The sequence below is a fragment of the Paenibacillus sp. S29 genome (assembly GCF_049319765.1).
In the GTDB taxonomy this organism is placed as follows: Bacteria; Bacillota; Bacilli; order Paenibacillales; family Paenibacillaceae; genus Paenibacillus; species Paenibacillus polymyxa_B.
Map to the genome: position 1 here is coordinate 303016 of NZ_JBMOUI010000006.1, position 23430 is coordinate 326445.

The 23430-nt window shown below is 51.1% G+C and carries 17 protein-coding genes; all 17 read right to left on the bottom strand.

Going from position 1 to position 23430, the window contains the following annotated elements:
- Positions 1-212: 212 nt before the first annotated feature.
- The 17 genes from ACL9RM_RS13295 to ACL9RM_RS13375 all read right to left on the bottom strand — a co-directional run bounded on the left by ACL9RM_RS13295 (position 213) and on the right by ACL9RM_RS13375 (position 23429).
- The gene (locus ACL9RM_RS13295) at positions 213-3494 is read right to left on the bottom strand and encodes a DUF5704 domain-containing protein (RefSeq protein WP_414126360.1); all 3282 of its coding nucleotides are present in this window, start codon (positions 3492-3494) and stop codon (positions 213-215) included.
- Positions 3495-3498: 4 nt separating this feature from the next.
- Positions 3499-4443, bottom strand: coding sequence for a stalk domain-containing protein (locus ACL9RM_RS13300; RefSeq protein ID WP_414126361.1), 945 nt, complete (start codon positions 4441-4443; stop codon positions 3499-3501).
- Positions 4444-4880: 437 nt separating this feature from the next.
- Positions 4881-7181, bottom strand: a complete 2301-nt coding sequence (locus ACL9RM_RS13305; protein WP_414126382.1) for a glycoside hydrolase family 127 protein — start codon at positions 7179-7181, stop codon at positions 4881-4883.
- 85 nt (positions 7182-7266) lie between these two features.
- Positions 7267-8490, bottom strand: a complete 1224-nt coding sequence (locus ACL9RM_RS13310) for an NAD(P)/FAD-dependent oxidoreductase (protein WP_414126362.1) — start codon at positions 8488-8490, stop codon at positions 7267-7269.
- Positions 8487-8822, bottom strand: a complete 336-nt coding sequence (locus ACL9RM_RS13315) for a (2Fe-2S)-binding protein (protein WP_414126363.1) — start codon at positions 8820-8822, stop codon at positions 8487-8489. The genes ACL9RM_RS13310 and ACL9RM_RS13315 overlap by 4 nt, the downstream gene beginning before the upstream one ends.
- Positions 8819-9133 (bottom strand): (2Fe-2S)-binding protein, encoded by a 315-nt coding sequence (locus ACL9RM_RS13320; RefSeq protein ID WP_422759371.1) that lies wholly within the window; start codon positions 9131-9133, stop codon positions 8819-8821. Before ACL9RM_RS13320 ends, ACL9RM_RS13315 begins: the two co-directional genes overlap by 4 nt.
- Positions 9126-10562 carry an aldehyde dehydrogenase family protein gene (locus ACL9RM_RS13325; protein ID WP_414126365.1) on the bottom strand — a complete coding sequence of 479 codons (1437 nt, stop codon included), beginning with the start codon at positions 10560-10562 and terminating at the stop codon, positions 9126-9128. The genes ACL9RM_RS13320 and ACL9RM_RS13325 overlap by 8 nt, the downstream gene beginning before the upstream one ends.
- A gap of 15 nt (positions 10563-10577) precedes the next feature.
- Positions 10578-11465 (bottom strand): dihydrodipicolinate synthase family protein, encoded by an 888-nt coding sequence (locus ACL9RM_RS13330; protein WP_235307458.1) that lies wholly within the window; start codon positions 11463-11465, stop codon positions 10578-10580.
- Between the two features lie 63 nt (positions 11466-11528).
- The gene (locus ACL9RM_RS13335) at positions 11529-12530 is read right to left on the bottom strand and encodes a proline racemase family protein (protein ID WP_414126366.1); all 1002 of its coding nucleotides are present in this window, start codon (positions 12528-12530) and stop codon (positions 11529-11531) included.
- Positions 12527-13735, bottom strand: coding sequence for an NAD(P)/FAD-dependent oxidoreductase (locus ACL9RM_RS13340; protein WP_414126367.1), 1209 nt, complete (start codon positions 13733-13735; stop codon positions 12527-12529). The genes ACL9RM_RS13335 and ACL9RM_RS13340 overlap by 4 nt, the downstream gene beginning before the upstream one ends.
- 46 nt (positions 13736-13781) lie before the next feature.
- Complete coding sequence (locus tag ACL9RM_RS13345) at positions 13782-15308, bottom strand: Ig domain-containing protein (protein WP_414126368.1); 1527 nt, start codon at positions 15306-15308, stop codon at positions 13782-13784.
- 68 nt (positions 15309-15376) lie between these two features.
- Positions 15377-16486 carry a M24 family metallopeptidase gene (locus tag ACL9RM_RS13350; protein ID WP_414126369.1) on the bottom strand — a complete coding sequence of 370 codons (1110 nt, stop codon included), beginning with the start codon at positions 16484-16486 and terminating at the stop codon, positions 15377-15379.
- Positions 16487-16653: 167 nt separating this feature from the next.
- Positions 16654-17580 (bottom strand): carbohydrate ABC transporter permease, encoded by a 927-nt coding sequence (locus ACL9RM_RS13355; RefSeq protein ID WP_414126370.1) that lies wholly within the window; start codon positions 17578-17580, stop codon positions 16654-16656.
- On the bottom strand, positions 17577-18482 hold the full coding sequence (locus ACL9RM_RS13360; RefSeq protein ID WP_250267564.1) for a carbohydrate ABC transporter permease: 906 nt from the start codon (positions 18480-18482) through the stop codon (positions 17577-17579). Before ACL9RM_RS13360 ends, ACL9RM_RS13355 begins: the two co-directional genes overlap by 4 nt.
- Before the next feature lie 32 nt (positions 18483-18514).
- Positions 18515-19870, bottom strand: coding sequence for an ABC transporter substrate-binding protein (locus tag ACL9RM_RS13365; RefSeq protein WP_250267563.1), 1356 nt, complete (start codon positions 19868-19870; stop codon positions 18515-18517).
- 123 nt (positions 19871-19993) lie between these two features.
- A complete protein-coding gene (locus ACL9RM_RS13370; RefSeq protein ID WP_414126371.1) occupies positions 19994-21586 on the bottom strand; it encodes a response regulator in 1593 nt (530 codons plus the stop codon).
- A 16-nt stretch (positions 21587-21602) separates the two neighbouring features.
- Positions 21603-23429 carry a cache domain-containing sensor histidine kinase gene (locus ACL9RM_RS13375; RefSeq protein WP_414126372.1) on the bottom strand — a complete coding sequence of 609 codons (1827 nt, stop codon included), beginning with the start codon at positions 23427-23429 and terminating at the stop codon, positions 21603-21605.
- Position 23430: the final 1 nt, after the last annotated feature.

A 23430-nucleotide genomic window follows, 5' to 3' on the forward strand; every position in this document is an offset into this window, starting at 1 on the left:
GTGTTGTTTACTCATTCCAAATAAAACAGCCCTCACCAAGCCTGTATGAAAACGGCATGTTAAGGGCTGAACACCGCCAAACTCCCCATGAAGGCAGAGGACTGCAAAAACACAAAAGGAAATATAAAAAAACGGACAGTGGATTGTTACCATTGTCCGTTTTCGTATTTTCGCGCTTGCTATGGATTAGGATTCGTCCTGGTTACTACAAGCTAGTGAGGGACAAATGAACTGAAATCGTCCCTGCTCGACTGATCCGCATGATAGAATACTACATCCCCGTCCTGTAAATGAAAGGTATGCCCGTACGGGTCTTTTATCTCTCGGCGGTAACCCTCCAGTTGCCACTGGTTCAGTAGCGGCCCATTTATATACTGTAAATGCGGATGCTCAGCGTCCCCCTGACGCAGTGACTCCACATTAAAGCGAACGACGATAAAGCCCGTTTTCTTGAATATATCTGTATGCTCGTTTAGCTCCTGACGGCGACTGACCTCGCGCAAATCCGTGCCTTTGGTGACTGCGTAAACATCAGCAGGCAGGCTATATTCACCATACCAGCGCTGAATCGACGCATTAGCGCGATCCACGTTGACCCCATTCGGCAGCTCTGTCTTCGGACCAATCAAGGTACGCACAGCCGCAGGCAGTACCAGCCAGTCGTAACGTCCAATCCAGGTCTTGCTGCGTGCAATACGGTGGGCATACAGAGAAACATAGCGTTCCAGTGTCAACTGGCTTTGCTGTGCTTCACTCAGCTCATGCTTGTATTGGTAGGCTGCCGTGTCCTGCATTTCCTCCATCGGCACATTGCGTAGCCGTTCATTCAAAATAACATATCGCTTTTCCCGGTCCTCCGCCGATCCCAAACGGATAAATTTTCGACTGCCGGAATGTGTATACAGATCCACCTCTTCCCGCTGTCGCCCATCTTTGCTCACCCAATAGAACGATGGCGTGATGCGAATACCGTCCTTGGCGCTAAACATATTCCCTTTGGTTTTGAGGTCAAACTTGAAATGATAGCCTGTCTTGACCGCCACATTTGCATAACCTTCATATGGGTGACTACCGGGGCGAACGGGCAAGGTGAATGGCTCCGGGTTCCCTCTAGGCAACCCGTCAATATTGCCAAGCCCCGTCCAATAGGACAGACCGCTATGCGTTGGACTTCCTTTTCGCTGCCGAAATACCCGCTCCCAATGGTAATCGGCAATATCCGTGATATGAAAATCGTACATCCGTCCGATGACCTCAATATTCACCACATCATTGGCAACATGATGGGCTATATCCATGTTGGCATGGCGCTGTTCGGTGAATCCGTCCGGTGCATTTTCGGCAATGGTACGGAACTCTACTGTATAGTTGCCTTCATCCACCCATACGGGCAAATAAAAGTCTGTGTCGAGCTGCAGCACCGGAATGTCGATCCAGGTACCTCGTGGATAAAACTGTGTCTTTCCTTTGTTGTAGACATCGAACGGAAATCGCACCTGCTTGGTTCGTACATATTTGGCATACTCCCGATCACCATAGCCAGGAATGTTCAAATGCGGACCTGCTGTCGAGATCGTCACCCGGAAAGGGCGCTCCAAAATAAGCGCGGATCGTCCCTTCGTAGGTTGGGTTTTCTGATTATGAGCAGCATCGTCCGACACACTAGACAGATTCACTACGGGAGTGTGGACAGTCACCGTATTAATTCCCTGTATCGGGAACGTTTTATCCGCACCTCCATTGATATTTCCCTTGAGAATAGCGTAAGTGATGTCACCGCTGCTGGGCGTATTGGACTTATTTATCTTATGCTTATCAATCACATGATTCGGACTGTACAGCACATCCGGCCCAATCGCTCTGGAAGAGGGTATAACGCCTGGCTTAGGTCCATTCACCTTGACGCGCTCCGGATTCATAATGATTTTATTTTCAAAGGTCAGAGTATCGTTCTCCACTTCGATTTCCTTTACCGCCCCCTCTGCCTTGGATTTCAGTGCACTGCGGTCATCAGGCACACTTGGCTTGCTGCTGCCACCGTTTTTGCTACGACTGCCGCCATCCACTGTCCCGGGTGCAGGGGGCGGATAAAAATTGCCCTGAGTCGCTGCAACATAGGAAGGGGCTGTATAGGATTGCGGACGCAGGGTGATTGTTTCATTAGGTAACGCATAATTTCGGAGCGTAGCCTCCTTGATGCCATACACCTCCAAATTGTCTATCGCCCAATATGAATACGGACGAACGATTTGGTAAGTGTAGGTTCGCTTCACCGTCTCATTCCGCCGAGATTTTTTCTTAGGCCGCCAGGTCAATCGATATTCTCGTTTTACGTTCACCGTATATGTACACTGGCCTGTCATGTTCACAAACTTATGTTGAAAAAGGTATCTCTTCGCTTGCACATGACCGTATAGGCTTTCAGATGTAGGAATACCTTTGGATACGTCAAATCGTTCGCTACCACGCTGATCTGCTTTGATAACGGCAGATACTGTCGGGTCCAGTTCGGTAGTTTCCAAGCGCAGACCTGGAACGGGGCGGGAGCAGACAACACCTTTTGTTGGCTGTTCATTATCTTGGCAATCTGAGGGTGCTCCCTCTTGGCTTTCTCCAGGCTTCGGACAGCCCTGAGTTTCTTTGTAATACAAATAAGCGGTAAACTGCTCAAAAGAACCGTCATAGGTAAACCCAGGTACAATTCCTGGCAATATATCTCCGCTTGGCGGTTTACCTGTCGTGCTTTTCTTATAACCCACATACTCATATTTCGGGTTGGTTGGCGGGGTAAAATCATACGGTTGATCAGCTTTCAGTTCATCTTCTATTGGCGAAAATACGTTGTTAAGTGATTTCCCATCAGTGGTAAAATGCTTGACGATTAGACCACTCTCCAGCTCAATCTTGAACAGGATCGGTTGGTAGATACGCCAGGCTTCTACCTCTTTGGCACAGTTCGGGCAGCTCTCTTCTTTGATGTTTTCAGCTCGTACTTCTGGATTCAACCTTATGTTTACTGTAATCGGAATAATTGTGGTATCCGTACCAAGCCCCTGTTTCTGGAAAGGACGAACATCCTTATCATAATCTGTGCCTTTACTCATCGAGTAGGCATATTGTTCGTAGTTATCAGAACGGGATTCTCTAAAGTATTCCGGGTGATTCTCATTGTCATTTTTCGTATACAGGCTTGCTGTAACTGCCTTGATTTTACGACCCGGAAAACTAAATTTGTAAGTGAATGTGGCTTCACCCTGCATATTCTTATAAGGTTCCTTACCGCCGTCTGTAACCCATTTACCCGCGGTATTCTTCCACATGTCGAAGTACATCATACCGACAAAGTAACGGTCATTCTTGTCTGCGAAGTAAGACAACGGTGTAATTTCCGTATCGGCTACTGCCTTATTTGTGAGAAAAGAAAAAGGTAGGAGCTGCAATAGTAGCAGTACCCCCACCAGCAATACGGCCAGAATGCGTTGTGCCTTCTTCATGCGCTTAATTACCCTTCCATGGGTTGACCATCATTGGAATATACTCCCTTGACGCTAATCCGAATGCAATATATTCAATGTCTTGGAGTTTAAAAGATTTGTAATTTTTTATGCCTTGAAAGAGTTCGTCTCCAGACGAATAAATTGGGTAATAGATCATCTTTGTACCATCCCCATTGTCTTTTGTCATTGCTCTAAAAGGAGCGCGAAAACGGGTATCATTGTATTTGGTAATGAAAAAAATGCTGCCTGCTGTAGACTTCGTTTTTACCCTTATTTGGAGATATGGTACGCCGCTAGAAGCCGTGTAAGGTTCAACAGTATAAATATTGTTCAGTAGCTCAATAGGCAAGTCAGATTGCTTGAAGATCACTACTTTGTCGTATGGCTTACCTGCAACATCATCAATGAGGTTCGGTATAGTGTTAATCGCCTTCTTATACGGTTCAATACTCACCGCCTTATGCCCCGTATCCTCCAGCGCAGCAATTTCCTTCTTCCCAATCCAGACCCAGCGGCTGACCTTATCCCACTCTACCGTTTGCCCCAGACCCTCACTTACCAACCGCAGCGGTACAAAAGTACGGTTTTGCTTCAAAATAATCTTCGTTTCATACGTTTTGGTCTGTCCATCCACGGTAGCGGTATTTTGACCCACTGTCATGTTAACGGCATGTGCATCATTTTTAATCGACACAGCCAATTGACCGCCTGTTTTCTCCCAGCCTACCTTAGCCCCTAGCGCTTCGGATACAAAACGAATGGGAACCATCACATAATCGTTACTATCCTGAAAAGGTTTAGCATCTGGAAATTGTATTTTTTTCGCGTTTAACAAAACTTCAATGGGTTTGGTGTTGCCTGCTGCCTCCGTCGTTGGAATCGTACTTGTCGCCCCCCATAGCAACGTGACTGCGGTCAAACTCAACATCCATTTTTTCATACTCATCTCTCTATCCCCTTTGTCAGCTTAAACTTTAAACTATGTATATCATCTCTAATCTCATAAACTTATCGCATCCCCACTTTCGGAAAATACTGGATACAACTTATATATTATAGGGTTTCCCTATTACAAAATCTATAAGAAAAGCTTCTAATACAAAGCATTCCAAACAAATAGACTCTATTGAGCACCCCCTCCCCCCTAAATCATAGAACTGACTCTTTAAAAAGTTTTATATTTCCGCAATCTCAACAAAAAAAGGCTGCCTCTCCCCTATCAAGGAAGAAACAGCCCGTGTGCTTCACGCGCAAAAAAACTATGAATATATCAGTTCATACCACCATATGGATTATTCCAGCATCATCCAATATTTCTTACATCATAAATCATACCGGACTAAAAATCAAACGTTACTTTTCTCTCACGAAACATTTCAAAGATCATTCATGTATACCTGAACTTCCAGCTTGATAGAGTTGCTCATACACGTCCTTGTTGACCATCCTCAGCCCAAACAATCTGCGAATACGCTGTCCCGGCTTGGCCTTGAAGGTCACCGTCGCTTGATCCTTCCCCTCCAGATATGCAGCCGGAATAGCGGCATTAACGTTGTAAAACTTATCGGCCTCATCAAAACCTTCACTAAAATGCTCAAGCGGATGACCGTTAATCAAAATATCAAAACCGCAGTTAGGCATTTCCAGCGTAGCTGTGTAGGTAATGACCAACAGCATCGGAGCAGATGGATCTGTATTTAAATCAAAAGAAAACCAGCCATCAATTCCCGCATTCCGGTAAGGTCGGTTATTCACATATCCGGTGCGAGTCGAAGCATCTCCCTGGAAGTTATGATCCCGCTCCGGCTGCATTTCTCCGGGTTGGGCAAAATCAATCGTGCACTGCTCCAGAATCGCCAGCTTTTCGCGTGCCGCTGTGTATTCCTGTTCCGCCTCCTGCCAAGCTTCCTTCGTAAAAATGTCCCAGTATACGGAATACGTACGGTCATGCATTTTATACAGAGGAGACAATTCCACATCCCGGGGATGCCCTGCATTCAAGGTACGAAACGTATTCGTCTTGCCCTCCACGGGCTGTATCCAGGCATCCAGCTTTTCCGTTTTGGGAATGAATACGGGTGTGTACAGGAAATCCTTGGCTTTAGGATCTTCCAAGGGTCCCAAGTCGCCTGCCAGCACCAGCGGTCCATACATGACAGCCGCCCGACCCGGATTATCCGGCATCTGCTCCAGCCTCAGCGACATCGGAATCGTCACCTCTACAACATCACCATCAATCCATGTTCTGGCGATAGAGACAAAGCTGCCCGGTTCCGATGCAACCGATTGTTCCTTGCCATTTACACGAATGGTAATTCCTTGTTCAGCCCAATATGGATAGCGGATGAATAGCGTAAATGGAGCTGGTTGATCGCATTGAATCTCCAGCGTCGTATGATCCGTTTCTGGATAGGAAGTATTTTGTTTTAGCGTAACGCCTCTGTCCTTCCATTCCAGCGTGGAGGCAATGAACTGATTGACATACAGCTTATCGTAATCGTGAAAATAAATGCCGCTGCCGTAGCTCGCATGGTTTTCCATCCCTGTGCCGACACAGCACGTAAAATCATCAAATTGGCTTTCAAAATGCTTATGCCCGCCCATCGCCAGCGACAGAAAATACGTTACTCCCCCGTGAACCGGGTCCTGCGAAGCCAAAATATGATTGAATAGACCTCGCTCATAAAAGTCCGCTTCCTTGGCGGAAACATTCCATTGAAATAGATGATTGGTCAGCTTAAGCATGTTATAGGTGTTGCACGTCTCCGTCGTATGAGGCCCGATGCGATCATTCAAGCCATCTGGCGCTCCAAAATATTCTCCAAAGCTATTCCCGCCAATAACATACGAATGATGATCCACCACCCGCTCCCAAAAAAACTCCACCGTCTCTCGGCGCTTCGTGTCATTCGTGAGCTCATATTCCTTGGCAAGCCCGATCAGCTTCGGAATTTGTGTATTGGCGTGAATGCCCTGCAAACAGTCTTCCTGCGAGCTAAGCGGGTCCAGCACCAGCTTGTGCCAGAAGCACTCAGCCAGCCACAAGTAGCGCTCTTCCCCGGTATCCGCATACAAATCGGCCAATACCTCATTCATGCCTCCATATTCGCAAAACATCATCTGCTGCATCTGCTCATCGCTCATCGGCTTCATAATTCCTTCGAGCCAGTCCGCCAGCTTACGCTCCACATCTAATGCCTTATTACAGCCTGTCAAATGGTACGCATCCCGCAGGCCAGCGAATAACTTGTGTAGTGTATACAAGGGGGCCCAGGCACCGTTCAGGTCAAAGCCCTTCGAGCGAATATTTCCAGCAGACACCTCTTCAAAAAGTTCCTTTCCCCCTGGAATACCGGATACATATCCGTCACCATGCGCCGCCTGACAAACGTCTAGTTCATCCGTAATGTAATGTGCGATTTCTTTAAAACGCTCATCGCCTGTTGAAGCATACATCATGGAGCAAGCGGACAAATAATGTCCCAGTGTATGACCGGAAATAGTCATCGCTTCCCAGCCTTCATATTGAGGCGCTTTGGGCGTAAGTCCGGCATATTCCCGAAAACGCGCCAGCAGGCGGTCTGGTTGAAGCTCCAACAGATAAGATCGGTTCAGCTCCATCGCTTGTTTGAAGGGACCTTCAGCCAATACCACCTCGTTCAGTGCGAACGGCCTTGCTTTCATATGGGCTTTTGCTTTAAGAGTCACTTTCCGTTCCTCCTTTAAGGCGAATTTGGGATAAAAAACGCATACCAGACACAACGAGCCGTTACGCGCCACTGCCAGAGGTTTGCCCCCACTGCTGGTACAGCTGCGTTCTCGCCTCTGTAATGCCGGGATGAAACTGAATCAGCGCATGCTTCCGTGCAAAATGGACCTCACGGATCGCCTCCTGCACCCGCTGTTCTCCGCCTGTTCCGCCGAGTCCAGCGGCATGGAGCATAGAAGCGGCGGCTAACCGACCTTGGGCCATCGCGACCAGCCCGCTTTCGATGCCGGTAATATTGCCGGCAACGTACAACCCTTTGAGCGAGGTTTCCATTCGCTCACCATGCAGTGGAACATGCCCGCCTAGCTCAGGGCTGTACACGAATTTGCACCCGGCTACCGCCGCCAGCTCAGCGAGCGGATACAAGCCGCCGCTCAGCGCCACGAAGTCGGCGGGTTCGACGCGTTCGCTGCCGGGAATAGGCGAGCCGTCCGGTTTAACGTGGACCAGGGTCACGGATTCGACCCGGTCCTGCCCGTTGACGGACAGCACCGCCGTCCGCAACCGGATCGGGATATCCCACAGACGGAAGCCTCTGTGGGGATAGCAGCACGCGATGAGTTTCTCCATCCGTATCGCAGCTGCCAGCTTGCCGCCGACGCGCATCCAGGCGGCAGGGGCCAGCCCCGACAACTGAAGCAGCAGCTTCGCGGAGGCTGTCGGATCTGCCGCCGCACCAGCCAGCGGATTGGCGCACGGCAGTGTAATCGCTGCCACCTTCACCCCGGCGACGGACAGCTCGCGGGCAATCGCCATCGACAATACGTTCATGCCCACTATGATGCCGCGTTCTCCCGGCTTGACGTAATGAACATTGGTCATCACCTGCGCAGCCCCGATGGACATTACGCCGGGCAATGTCCAACCATCCAGCGGAACGGGAATTTCGGCAGCTCCAGTCGCCAGCAATACGTAATCCGCAGTGAACAATCCACAGGAAGTGGAAATTTCCCACGTTGTCGTATATTCCATACCATGTACGGAAACGCCGCAGCGAATGTCTACCCTAAGTTCCCTGCAACGGGTAATCAGCTCATCCGAAATGTGTTTTCCAACCCACCAGCCTTGACTGCCTTCCTCATGATATTGCCCGGGCATACGTCCACCCGGCTCTGTAAACTCATCCAGTACCGTGACTGGCAATCCTTGCTCAGCAGCCGATACCGCTGCGGACAATCCGGCGGGACCCGCCCCAATGACGATGAGATGCGCCATTTCATTCATGTCACAATTCTCCCTGTGATTTCATTCGAAAGCTGCCGTCCGGTTTCAACCACCATACCTTCCTCCAGCTTGGTTAGGCAGGAACGGACAGTACCGAACGGATGAACCGTCAGGCGGCATTCGTTACAATGCCCAATGGCGCAGTATACACCTCTGGCCGTACCGGATTCCTCATGCCTTCTCAGCAAACGGACACCGCTGGCCAGCAGCGCTGCTGCCAATGGCTCTCCAGCCAATCCCTGCATGGGACGACCGTCAAAAATAAAAGATACCTGCCGCCGTTCCGGCTTTGCTCCCAAAATAGGATGATTTACAATACGCATGCGGCTCATAAAGAACCTCCCTCTGCTAGCTGCCCGAACGTTATGGGACGCACGGGAGGCCTTTGGGATAACAGCTCCGCCTCCCGGCGGGCGGCAGGATACTGATTGTAAAACCATGACTCCACCAATTGTCGGCATACCCTACCCTGACATGCCCCCATCGTCACTCGCGTAGTCATTTTAAGCTGGCGCACGGTGTCCGCGCCCATGCGGCAGGCCTGCTCCATCTGTGCGATACTCACTTCTTCGCAGCGACATACGAGCAAATGACCTGATGCACTCCCAATCGTCTCACTTCGTCCCGTCACCCGTTTACTCATAGCTAATCGCGCAGGTTTTAATCGCTGAATAAAAGTCCAGCGCCGCCTGGCCCTGCTCCCGAGTATGTGAGCTGGATTGCTTCAGACCGCCGAACGGAGCCTGATATTCAACACCAGCCGTCTCCTGATTAACCCGGACCATACCGGCGTTCGCCTCATCCAGAAACCGGTGAGCCAGCCGTAAATCGCGGGTGAATAGAGAGGCGCTTAATCCATAAATAGAATCATTGCACAATCGAATCGCATCCTCGAAGTCGACTGCCTGCACCACACCCAGCATGGGTCCAAAAATCTCCTCCTGAATCAATGGATGGGACGAATCAAGTCCAGTCACCACCAGTGGGCGCACATAATACCCGTTCTCCGTCCCGCCGGTGGCTCCGCCTTCAGCCAAAATGTCGGCTTCCCGGCGGGCGAGTGATATATAGGACATGACCTTCTCATACTGACCTGCGGATGCCACAGGTCCAAGATACGCACTGGGGTCAAGCGCCGGAGCGATCTGAATTTTTTCCACCGCTTGGCGTAAGGCTTCCGTGAACGTCTCATAGACAGACTGTTCCACAATCACCCGACTGGTGGCCGTGCATTTTTGCCCGGCTGAACGGAAAGCTCCGCTAACAATCATCGCTACTGCTTGCGCCACATCCGCGTCCTTCAGCACCACAGCGGCATTTTTACCGCCCATCTCGGTCTGGTACTTGATATTACGGCGTGCGCACCGTCCCGCAATGCCCAAACCTGTAGCAGTAGAACCCGTGAAGCTTACCGCATCCAGTACCGGATGCTCCAGTAAGGCATCGCCGATGTGGCTACCTTGCCCAACGACGAGATTCAATACGCCGGGCGGAAGCTGCACCGCCTCGAATAGCTCGGCGACCCGTACTGCAGTTAATGAAGCATGTTCGGCAGGCTTCCAGATGACCGTGTTTCCGCACAAAAGTGCAGGGGCGATTTTCCATAGCGGAATAGCTACCGGAAAATTCCACGGCGTAATGACTGCCGTTACCCCCAGCGGAATGCGCTTCGTGTATTGGAGCACTCCCGGCTCATTCGAAGGAATGACTGTACCGATGGAACGTACGCCCTCTGCCGCATAGTACCGGAGCAGATGGACACCTCGCATGACCTCTCCGCGCATCTCGGTAATCGGCTTGCCCATCTCACGGCTAGCCAGTTCAGCCAATTCAGGTAATGCTGCCTCTAGTAACCCGGCTGCTTTGAACAGATAAGCTCCCCTCGCTGCGGGACTTAGCGCGGCCCAGCCCGTCTGAGCCAGCCGTGCCGCATCCCCGGCCTGTGTAATATCGCCCGTCTCTGAAAAATGGACGACTCCCACCTCCTCCTTCAAGACCGAAGGATTGTGAACCACCATTTCCTCGCCGGAAGGGCTCAGCCACTCACCGCCGATCCAATTTCGGCTCTCCATCGTCTTCACCTCCATTCAGGATGATACTTCGCTTGGACGAACCGCCACCTCAAATGCTTCGCGAATGCGGTCATAATCCGCCTGCGGCAGCGCAAGTCTGGGCGGACGTGTCGGGCCGACCGGAAATCCAGCCAGCTCCATCATATATTTGATGGACTGTACCAATTGCGGGCTGGCATCATAGTGGAACAGCGGCAGCAGCCTGCGATACAACGCGGACGCTTCCGCCATATTTCCCGCCTGCGCAAGCCGGAACAGCTCTACCCCTTCCTTCGGCAGCGCATTCGGCACCCCCGAAATCCAACCTGTCGCGCCGAATAACGCCCCCTCCATCGCCAGATTATCTACTCCGACCATAACCTCCAGCTCTGTCTGGGCCAAAATAGCGTGAATACGCCGTACATCACCGGAAAATTCCTTGACTGCTACGATATTTTCAATTCGCGACAAGTCCGCAAGAATATCTGGAGTCAAGTCAACCTTGTAATCATGGGGGTTGTTATACGCAATGATCGGCAAGCCCACCTCCGATAATGCTTCATAGTGGGCCGTTACCTCGTGAGGCAGTGGATTATAATTAATGGGCGGCAGTGCCATGACACCCGCAGCCCCAGCATCCTTCGCATGCTGAATCCAATGCACCGCCTGTTTGGTAGACGGAGCCGCCGAGCCGACAACAACCGGGACACGCCCTGCCGCAGCGTCAATTACGGTATGCACAACCTGCGACCGTTCCTCCGGGGACAAAGCCGCATATTCTCCCAGCGACCCCGTAGGAACCAGTCCGCTAATGCCGCTTGCAATCAGATGCTCGCACAGCTCGGTCAGACGCTTATGGTCTACCTCCAGCTCTGCCGTGAACGGTGTAACCAAGGCCACATATACACCTTCAAAACGTGCCATATGCTCACCCACCCTTTCCCATCTTTATTTTCAAATTCAGCATTCGGGAATAATGTAAAATGCTCACATCAGCAAAAAACCTTCTTTAAGCGGGTCCTCGGGGTCCAGCACAAATTGATGATGTCCCGTCACCCAAGCCGAGCCTGTAATTTGTGGAATGACTGCCGGATAAGGACCTATCTGCGTCTCGCCCACGATTTCAGCCCGGAACATGGAGCCTGTGATGCTTTCATGTACAAACGGCTCATGTAAGCCCAGTTTTCCCTTGGCGTGCAGCACCGCTACCTTGGCCGAGGTTCCTGTACCACAAGGGGAACGATCAATCCCTCCCGGTGGGATGACGACGACATTGCGGCAATCGGCCTGTGGAGCCACAGGCTCCCCGTAAAATTCAATATGCGTCAATCCTTGAATAACCGGATTTTCAGGATGTACTACCTCAACAACAGCATTTACTGCCTCCCGAATCTGCACTGCTATTTGTACAATTTTTGCCCCATTGCTCTGCTCCAGTGCAAGACCGATGGAAGCCGCCTCTACAATGCCGTAAAAGTTGCCTCCATACGCAATATCCAGCGTGACTTGCCCGATACCCTCTACCTGGACCTTCACCTCACGGCGGTACACAAAAGAAGGGATGTTTGTGAACGTTACTTGTCGCACCTTGCCCGCATCCACCTCCAGCCGCACTTGAACCGGGCCTGCCGGAGTGTCCAGCAATATCGATTTTTTATCCGCAGCAATCAGCCCGCCTTCCATCAGCGCTGTACATACTCCAATCGTATCGTGACCGCACATCGGTAAATAGCCGCCAGTCTCTATAAAGACCACACCCATATCTGCACCTGGATTACAAGGTTCTGTTAAAATGCAGCCCGACATCACCTCATGCCCTCGCGGCTCGAACATCAGCAGACGGCGAAAATCATCATGATGTGCTGCCATATAAGTCATTTTTTCCAGCATCGTATGACCTACCAGCTTAGGCGCGCCGTGAATGACCGTCCGCGTCGGATTGCCTCCGGTATGGGTATCAATGGTAGTAATTCTGCCCGGTACACTCATCCGGTTACCTCCCCGTGAACCTCGTAGCTGGAAAAAGTCTCACCAAATCGGTCATATCGCAGCGGCTCCACTGGAATACAAGTGGATTCACCCCGTACCATTTCAGTCACCAGCTTACCCGTCACCGCCGCAAGACTAATGCCATCCCCCTCATGACCAGAAGCGATATACAGCCCTGGTACTTCGTCCACCGCTGATACAATCGGCAAATGATCAGGTGTCCATGGACGCAAGCCGGTATACGCCCGCATCAGCGGTATATTGGCTAAAGCAGGAAAAAAACGAATGGCTCTGCGGGCGATTAAGCGAATCACTTGCTGATCGACACTTGTGTCCATACCGACAAACTGACGGCTGCTGCCGATCAGAATATTTTGGGATGCGGTTGGCTCGAACACTAGCGCTACACCGTATTTTTCATAAAGCTCATCCACACTCCGCTGACCGCCAAACTTGCTCATCAGATAGCCGAACTCCATTACCTTGCGGTTCCCAATGGAAGGCATTCGGGCAGACACCAGTATATGTCCTTTGCGCGGCATGATCGGAAGGTCCAAACCGAGTGAATGACCGATGCTGCGTGTCCACACACCTGCCGCCAATACCACTGCACCTGCATGGATAACGCCATTGGGCGTCTCTACCCCGCGGACGTTTCCCCCTTCGTCCTTAAGGACAGATTGTATCGGTGTGCGGGGCATTAGCCTCGCTCCCATAAGACGCGCGGCCCCGGCCAGCGCATACGTCATCAACACCGGATTTACGGTGGAATCTGTCGCACACTCCAGTCCGCCCGGCAAATCTTTGGCTAAATGCGGCCATTCCTCTCGCAAATCCTGCTGATCCAGCATGCGAAACGGAAGTCCTTCCTGCTGCTGACGGGCCACCCATTGCTCAGCCGCCTGCATCTCCTGATCGTTTTCACAGACCAGAATACTGCCAGGCGCACGATACTCGAACTCATCCTCCAGTTCCCTAGCCAGCTCTGCCACCAGCTCCTGCGATACCAACGACATTCGACTGTCAAACCCGGGCTCTTTATCAATTGCCAATATATTTCCATCACAACGGGACGAAGTGCCTCCAGCAATCTCCCCTCGCTCAGCCAGCACGACCTTCAACCCGGTTTTAGCCGCATAATAAGCGATGGCTGTACCGATGATTCCACCGCCTACAATCACCAGATCCGCGGCATCATGTTTCATTCGCTTCCCTCCCTTCGACCGTTTTAATCTGTTTGAGAGGTATTTTTTACAGCTTAATCGTAAAGCTTTGTGTCACAGGCTTGCTTAGCTCATCATAATCCCGCAGCTGTACGGTGAACGTATACGTCTTGTTGCCTGCTCCGCTGCCTGCTGTTCCGCTAATCGTTCCTGTAAAGCGGTCCAGTGTGAAGCCTGCGGGCAGTTGACCGCCTGTCACCGTCCAATCGTAAAACGGTACGCCTCCTTTGGCCTCCAGCTTGGCCGTGTACGCTTTGCCTTTGACGGGTGCTGGCAGTTCCTTGGTCAATATTTCCGGCGCGAGGAAAGGAGTCAGATCCTTACGCAGCGGCCAGCCCGCTTTTTCTGCTACCAGCAGTGAAAGCTTCGTGTTCATCCAACGCCGGGTCGGGAACAGATGGCGCCAGCCTCCATTTTGACCGCTCAATCTGTCGACTTCTGCAAGCTCTCCAGAGAGATGATAGCTGTCGTCCAGCGCGGCTGGTCTGTGCTGATAAGCCATAATATCCGGGTCATTGCCCGCCGCTTCCTTCAGCGCTTTGACACCCGGGAATGTGTCGCTGAATACAATCGCATGACCGAATTCATGCATGATCAGCCCATGCACATCCGTCACTTTGGACAGATCGGATTGATACCATTCTTCATCGTCCACGGATGTGAATGGAATCGCATCATCATAGAAATCCAGAATCAGACTATAGGAACGGTTCAGATTCCCCGGAACGGTCACACCGTTACGTGTATGATAATTGCCGTTCGTGGCTGGAAAGCCCGTAGAATAAGGCCCGTTCAGCCCTCTCATAAACACCCACATGCCTTTGTAGGGCTTATCATTTGTCACCTGTATTTCATTTTGCCAGTCGTCTCCTGGCAGATGGTTTACCTCCGCGTTGGCAGGAACCTCATCGAAAGGAGCCAGATCAAAGAAATAGAACCAGTCCTTTACCGCCAGCTCTGCGGCTTTTTTGGTAGCTGCATCATTGAAATAAGGCCTGATCGTATCGAATCTATAGTCAAAATGGAGGGGAACGGTGGGCTCTTTATTATCGTCCTGATCCAGCACGCGAATCGGAATGGACTGAGTAGTCGTGTGACCATCATTTCCAGCAACGGACATAGACAGCGTATAGTTCTCTATTTCACCGTTTCCTCCAATCCGGTCAGGATGGATGGCTAGCCGGAAATCTTTTTCCTCCTGTGCATTGGCAAAAGTCAGCGTTTTGCTTGCACCTTGCGCCGACAACGTACTTGGCAGATCCATCATCAGCCGGGACGTGCCCTGCGCATTTAACGTAACCGTTAACGGAAAAGTAGCATCCGCTGGCGGCTTCACTTTAAGCTTCACATACGGGTTGGCTAGATACCCTTGCCAATCAACCAGATCTATACCATAATCGTTCACCGTCCGACTAAAGATGTCGATGACTTTTACATCCGACTCCGCTTCGGCATAAGCCGTCTGTTGCCCAGGAATAGCTGGTGTCAAAGCCACTATGAGAGAAGCCGCCAGCGCGGTCAGCCATATTTTGGTGCATCTTTTATACGTGTTCATTCAATCCCTCCATCTCGTTTTTGGATGACTTACAAACTATGGATAGTTACCTATAGCGCCACTGCGTTTTATAACAAAAGCAGCTCCTTGGGTGAGGAGGTCAGAACCTTGACACCGTCATCTGTGATCAGCACATCGTCCTCAATCCGAACCCCGCCGAAGCCTGGAATATAAATGCCCGGTTCCACAGTAAGGACATGACCTGGTACGAGCACCGACTTACTTTCGCGGGACAGACGTACCTGCTCGTGAATTTCCAGACCAAAGCCGTGGCCCAGACCGTGACCAAACTGCTCCCCATAGCCGTAAGAGGCAATCACATCCCGCCCCAGACTGTCTCCCTCCCGACCGCTTAAGCCGGGACGAAGCCCTGCAATCGTCTTCATATTTGCCTCCAGCACAATGGCATACAATTTCTCATGTTGTTCCGAGGGCTGGCCTACGAATACGGTACGCGTGATATCGGATAGATAACCACGCACATTTGCGCCAAAATCCATTGTGACGAACTCGTTCTGACCAATTTCCTTGTCACTGGCCAGTCCGTGCGGCAGCGCCGAACGCTCACCTGAAGCGACAATGAACGCAAAACCGCCTGATTCCGCGCCTGCGAGCCGAAGCTGATATTCCAGTTCCGCTGCAATCCGTCGCTCTGTAACCCCAGGCTGAATATAATTCAGCACCTCCGTGAAGGCAGCATCGGTAATACGCGCAGCTTCGCTAATGGTGCGAATCTCTTCTTCGTCCTTCACATCGCGCAGCCGTTCAATGACATCCTCCGTTTGTACGTACTCCAACGAGCCCAGCGCGGCTTGAAGCTGTCCCGACTGTTGAAGTGTGACATGTCGGCTCTCCAAACCCAGTCTGTGGACACCCAATTTACTTGTGAGATCAGCCACGGTGTGGAAGATTTGCGCCTCATGCCGAATAACTGGATATTCCACTGCCTGATCTGTTGCCTGCATCATATAGCGGAAATCCGTCACTAAAAAAGCCTCTTCCTGCGTAACAAGCGCAATTCCAGCGGAGCCTGTAAACCCGGTCATATATCTTCGATTAGGCCCATGTGTAATAAGCAGTGCATCTATCCCTAGAGCCGGGAATTCCGAGCGTAACCGGGCCAGTCTGCCAGGAACACCCTGTAACGGTTTTGTCTTTTGACTCTCTTCCTCTTTCACTCGTACGCCTCCTTATTCCACATCTCTTTTCAGGGCATATACCTTAGAACACACTCTCCACTTGCTTTTGAACACAATTTATGCTCTTCTCGCTGCCGCTTTCCCGTAAGTCCTGCGCCCACTCCTTCGTCTCTTTTTCCAGCACACCAGCGCGTCTGAGCTTCCTTTTAGCCTTTAATCCCTGTCAATGTGATGCCTTCGATAAAATAGCGTTGTCCGATAAAAAATATCAGGACGATGGGAGCCAAAATCGTGCTGGAAGCCGCCATCAGGTAAGGCCAGTTGGTATTGTTCAATCCCCGAAAAGTCGCTAGCCCCAGCGCTAGCGTAAAATGCTTTTCGTCACTTAAGTAAATAATCGGACCCAAAAAATCATTCCACACATCAATAAATGTAAATATTCCGATCACGATCAATGCAGGCGAAGATAAAGGAATAATGACGCGCCATAGTACAGTCAGAGGCGTACCTCCGTCCATATAAGCCGCTTCGTCCAAATCGCGTGGAATCGTCAGCATGAATTGTCGCATCAAAAAGATGTTAAACGCCCCTCCACCGAACCATGCAGGAACAATCAGTGGCAGAAATGTATTCAGACCGCCCAGCTCACGCCACATCACGAAAGTGGGAATTAGCGTCACCGCGTAAGGCAGCATCATCGACCCGATCAGCAGGGAAAAAATCAGATTACGTCCAGGCCAGCGCAGGCGGGCAAAGGTAAACGCCGATACAATCGAGGTCAACATCACTCCTGCCAGCACACATACCTCAATCATGAACGTATTCATAAAATACCTGCCGAACGGTACTGAAGTCAGCGCTTCGGGGTAATTGCTCCATTGAAAAGGAGAGGGTATCCACTCCGGCGGGAACACGAAAATTTGGGATGTCCCCATCAGGGAGCTACGAATGAGCCATGCAAATGGCAACAGCATTAAAACACTACCTATAATTAAAACGACATACAGTACAACACGGCTGATTGGGAATGGTTTGGAACGGATGGCGGTAGCAGGACTTCGGGAGCGTTCAGGCTGTGGCAACGGATGTTGTGGTGTTTCTGAAGGATTGACAGAAGAAGTGACCTGATTCATGAACGTTCCCCTCCTTCATAGTGGACCCACTTTTTGGATGTGGAGAAAATCAGAACTGTTAGCACCATGATGACGAAAAATAAGATCCAGGCCAGCGCTGAGGCGTAGCCGATTTTAGTCTCCGTAAAGGCCGTACGCCACAAGTAGAACACATAGAACAGGGTTGAATTGTTAGGTCCCCCGTTAGTCATAACATACGCCTGATTGAATACCTGAAAGGTGCTGATTAAAGACATGACCAGATTGAAAAAGATGGTCGGTGTCATCGAAGGAATGGTAATGTGAAAAAATTTATGCCACCTATTGCCGCCGTCTACCTCAGCTGCTTCATACAGATGGGTGGGAACCGACTGAAGTCCCGCCAAAAAGATAATGACCGTGTTCCCGATCCCCCAGGTGCTCATCATAATCAGCGAGGGTATTGCAGTGCTCTCGTCATAAATCCATTTGCTCCCTGGCAGTCCAACGCCCTCCAGCAGCGAATTTAACAGACCAAAATCCGGGTTGAACATCCATAGCCACAGCATCGTGTTGGCAATACTCGGCACAATGGTAGGTAAATAATAAATCGTACGGAACACCGACAAACCCTTCACCTTTTGATTTAATAACAGCGCAATGATAAAAGCTGCCGCCAAGCCTAGAGGTACGCTGCCCAGTGCATAATATGTGGTCACGAACATGGATTGGGAAAAGGTAGCATCCTCGGTCAAAATGGTTCGATAATTGTCCAATCCGATAAAGGTCATCTGTCCGCCAATCGTCCAATCGGTTAAGCTGAATACGAACGAGGCCGCGATCGGTCCAATTGTAAATATCATTAATCCGAGGATGGCAGGAAGCGCGAATAGCAGACCCCAGTTTCGCTCCATGCGCATCATTCCTGATTTTGGTCGCTTCATGGGCTGTTCTCCTTTCGCAGCTGTCCGCCGCATTATTCATCCGGGTATACTCCTTGAAGCAATGGCTGAATGATAGGCTCCAGTTCATCCAGCGCCTGCTGCGGCGTCTTCTTGTTCGTCCAAATCAGATCCAGCCCTGGGGTCAGCTTGGAACCGATATCAGGCCAGTTGCGAAGGGTCGAAGTGGACGGCTTGATCGCATAATCTCTGGCATACTCAATGCCAGCCTTTTGAAATTCCGGTGGATGTGCGGCATTATTGGTCCATGACTGGATGGCCTGCTCATCGGTATAATATTTTTCCTCGATAGGCATCCACAGACCGGACTTGAACAAATCCACCTTTTCGGGATTGTTATGGTACAAATAAAATTCGAGCGCTTCCTTCGGGTGCTTGGTGCTCTGGAAAATGACCGTGGCTCCCGCAACGATCATCGTTTTGGGCTCTTTTAGCTTCGGCAGAACGCCGATACTCCATTGCAGTTGCTTGTTGTTCGAAAAATCGAGCAGGGACCATGTCCCGTCCACCACCATGGCGACCTTTCTTGTCTGAAGCCGAATCGTATTGGACGGCATGTCCTGCTGCTGGATCAAATCAGGAGAAACATGCTCCTTGAAAACCAGATCCTGCAACTTCTGAAAAACCTCCACCGACTCAGGACTGTTCAGGGTGTACTTCTTGCCTGTTTTGTCAGTCAAACCTCCACCGTTGCTCGCTAAAAGCGGCCCCCAGGAGCTGCGGTCATTGCCGAAGGCAAAGCCGTATTGCACAATATTTTTCGGATCAAATCCACTGTCTCCCGGATGCTTGCCGTTCTGATCCTTGGTCAGCTTTTTGGCAATTTCCAGAAATTCATCCCATGTCCACGCTTTTTGAGGATCAGCCGGAGGGACGGGTACCCCTGCTTCTGTAAACAACTCCTTGTTGTAAAATAACTGCATCACTTCCAATGCGGTGTAATTTCCAATAGACTTGCCGGGTTCGCTGTAGAGATAGGAGGATTTGAGCTTGTTTTTTAATTCGGGATATTCGTCATAATAAGAGGATAAATCCAGGAGTCTGCCTTCACTTGCCCATTTCATCGTGAGGGAATCGCCCAGGTAGGCGATATCAGGAAGCTGATTGGCAGCCATTAACGTGTTAATTTTCGTCGTGTAGTCACCAGGGACATGCTCGCCCTTCACCCGGATGTTCGGATGGGATGCATTAAAGCTTTGAATCATTTTTTCCATCGCCTGCTTCTCGTCATTGCTTCCCCAGTACATGAACTTGAGTTCGACCGCATTGGGATTAGCCGGTTCGCCAGCGTTACCACTGCAAGCCGTCAGCCCTGTCAACATCGCCGTCATCACGAGAGCCATCCATGTCCGTAACCTTCGTTTCAGCAAATCAACCGGCCCCTTCCTGAACTGGTTTCTCCTTACAAGCCTATTATGCGCCGAGAGCCCAGAGCCGACCACCCAACGACTCCAGACTCTCTTTGTTTTGGTATGATTTTTTTAACAGCGCGTTTACAAAAATGTTTTACGAAACTCCGTCGGGGTCAGTCCGGTATGCTTTTTAAAGGCAATACTAAAATAGTTCGTATCTGTGAATCCCACTACCTCCGCTACCTCCGCCACCTTGCGATTCGGGTCCAGCAGCAGTTCTCGGGCTCGCTCAAAGCGAACACGCGTCTGGTAGTCGGCGAAGCTTTCACCTGTAACCTGCTTGAAACGGGCACTCAAATACTTGGGGCTCATATTCATGTACTCTGCCAGACGGTTCAGCCCGCCATCCTCCTGAAGATGCTCCCGAATCCATTCCTTGGCCCGTTGGAATTTGCGTGGAATGCCCTTCTCGCGTGATTCTCGGACATGGCGGCCCACTCGGACAAAATAGCGCGATACATAATCAATCATCTCGGGCCCATGCCGCAATCGGGACAGCTCCAGCAACGGGTCCTGTTCCTGCATGGACGTTTGTCCTACAGATGCATCACTCTGGACGATGCGCATGACGAACAGGACGAGCTGAGTGACAATCATTTTCACCTGCTTGACAGGCAAGCCCGCCAATTGTCCTGACCATTCCTGTAAAATCGCATGTACGGCAGCATCATTGCCCGCTCGAATTTCCGTAATCATCAGCAGTTCCTTCTCCAGTAATTGACTGCTGTTCGGCTCGGCCGCCTGAATGCTCTCATAGGGAATGATCTGGCTATAGCCCACCCACCCCCGATGCTCCGCCGCTTGCACAGCTTCCTCATACGCTTCGGGAAGTTGCTCCATCCGTTGTACGGGACGGCTAATCCCGATGGACACGCCCTGGCTCAATCGTTCCTGCACGGCCTGCCGAATCTGCTGTGCCGTCCGCTCCGCCGCTCTGCAAGATGCCGTCGCCAGCAGCACAACACGCCGATCGCGGGAAACCGCCGCACCATGCGCCTTCGCCCCGGCTGCTGCCGCAGCCTCCCCCGCCAGTCCGGCGAATACATGGCTGCTTTTATGCATGGAACCGTGTGGCTTGCTAGTGGCGGTTGCCTCCTGCTGCGACGCCTCCTCCAGCTCACAGCACAGCACAGTATAAGGCGGCCCACTCGTCTCGCCGAAAAATCTCAGCCCGTCCATCTCCCGGATGACCTCGGCTGCAGGACGCCGCTGCTGGAGCAAATCCAGCAGTAGATGCTCCCTGTACAATGGCTCCAATGAACGATGGCGGTGAATGGCATCCTCCTCGCTTCTTCGCCATTGTGCAATGCGATCCTCAACCCGGCTCAATGCCGCTTCAAAATCCCCGCTGGTCACCGGCTTGAGCAAATAATCGACCGCTTGAAGCGAAACTGCCTGACGAATATACGTCATAGATTCGTACCCTGTTAGAAATAATAACGGGGTCCGCTGATCCTTTTCCCGAATGGTTTTTGCTACGTCCAGTCCACTCATATCCGGTAAATTAATATCCAGTAAAATCATGTCCGGTCGCTGCTCCGTATACAAACGTAATGCCGTTGCGCCGTCCTCCGCCACATCACTGACTTCCACTGACAGGCCACTTTCCGCCACCATCAGCTTCAGTCCTTCCCGAATATGATATTCGTCGTCCACAATCAGCAGCCGGTACATGCCATCCTCCCCTTTCTTATTCGGTTCGAATGGGTGCCAGTAAGGTAACCGAGGTGTACTGATCCGGCTCGCTTGTCACGGACAGTCCATATTGCGGACCATAATGCCGAAGACGTTCATGCACATTCCGCAGCCCAAAGCCAATAGCACTCCCTCGTTCCGCATCCAGCGACTTCCGGATATCGTTCAGACGCTCGGCTCCAATACCGCCCCCATCATCACTGACCGTCAAACGCAACATATCCCCTTCCCTTTTACCGGATAACATGATATATCCACGGTCGGTACGCCCTTTTAAGCCGTGGTAAATAGCATTTTCGACGAGTGGCTGGAGGATCAGTTTGGGTACATAAAATCCGCAAATATCCTCCTCGACCTCGCAAATCCACTCGAACGAATTCCTAAATCTGAACTGCTGCACCTTCACATAGGCGCTTACATGCTCAACTTCCTGTCCCAAGCTGATTTGCTCTCGGCCATAACTTAGCGAAATGCGAAAACATTTACCAAAGGCACCGATTACCTCTGCCATATCCCGTTGCCCATTCGCCAATGCCATTCCCTTCAGTGATTCTAGCGTGTTGTACAAAAAATGCGGATTAATCTGCGCCTGAAGCGCGCGAAACTCAGCCTGCTTACGCGACAGCAATGCTTCGTAGACCTGACCGTACAGTTCATGATTTTTTTGCATCATATGAAGAAAACGCTCCCCGATCTGCCCTACCTCATCCTTAGGATTAAAAACAACGGAAGTAGGAGCTTCGAAAGCTTGGGCTGAGCCTGTAGCGCTCACACTCCCATCGACCGCCATCAATCGGCTCAATTGAAGCAAGGGGCGACGAATCGTGTCACTTAGCCGATAAGACAGCATCCAGCCCAGCATCAATGCAATCAAAAAAGTCCAGATGGTCCAGGCGCCGATTTTCCGCGCATCCTCGAACAGCACGGACTGATCAACTTTTTGCAGCAACGTCCATTGTCCTTCATTTAACGGGCCGTAAGAGATCATCGTCTGGCGGCCGTTCCATGTTCTCCAGTCCTTCGTAAGCACAGGCCTATCCACAGCCGATTTGGCAATCTGCCGCAATAGCGCCTGGTCCGCAACACCCTGCTCCGGCAATCGGTATACAGGCTCGCCCTCCTGATCCAGCACCCACATCTGGGTATTACCGTCTGTTTCATGAAAAGCAAGCCCCCGAAACAGACTGGCCTTGTCGATTTCCAGCATCAAAAATCCGAGGGGCGCATAATCTCCAGTCGTTTTTCGAAGCAGCTTCCCCACATAGATGCGATCCTCCGCCATCCCGCGTCCGGATTCAAACGGCGAATGAGCCATCCACATCATGGGCCGCTCAGCGAGCAGGCGGCGATAGTACACACGTGCTTCCTCTAATGTAGGAAGGCCGCCAAAACGGACCGAAACATTCCCTTGATAGAGAGAATGCTTGAGCCCGCCATTGGCGGCATATATGAGAGAGGACGTGATATACGGCTTGGTCTGGGTTTGCGTACGGACCACCATACTGAGTGTTTCATCGTTCCGTAAATATTCATAATCATCTTCCGGCTTGGTCTCCAGCGTAGACTGCACATCAGGATTGCTGAGAATGGAATTGGTCAGATCATTCAAATCGGAGAGCGTCGCATTGACGTAATTTTCACTCATTTGCCGGGACTGCATAGCCAGTGCCTCCGACTTCTCACCAAGGGAATGGGCCGCGATCCGGTAAAAGGTAAAGGTCAGTACCACCATCGGAATGACGGTGAGTACCAGCGTCAGTACAATAAATTTCCCACGGATTGTAGGAATCCCGGCGAACTTTTGACGACCCCGGCCTCCCATT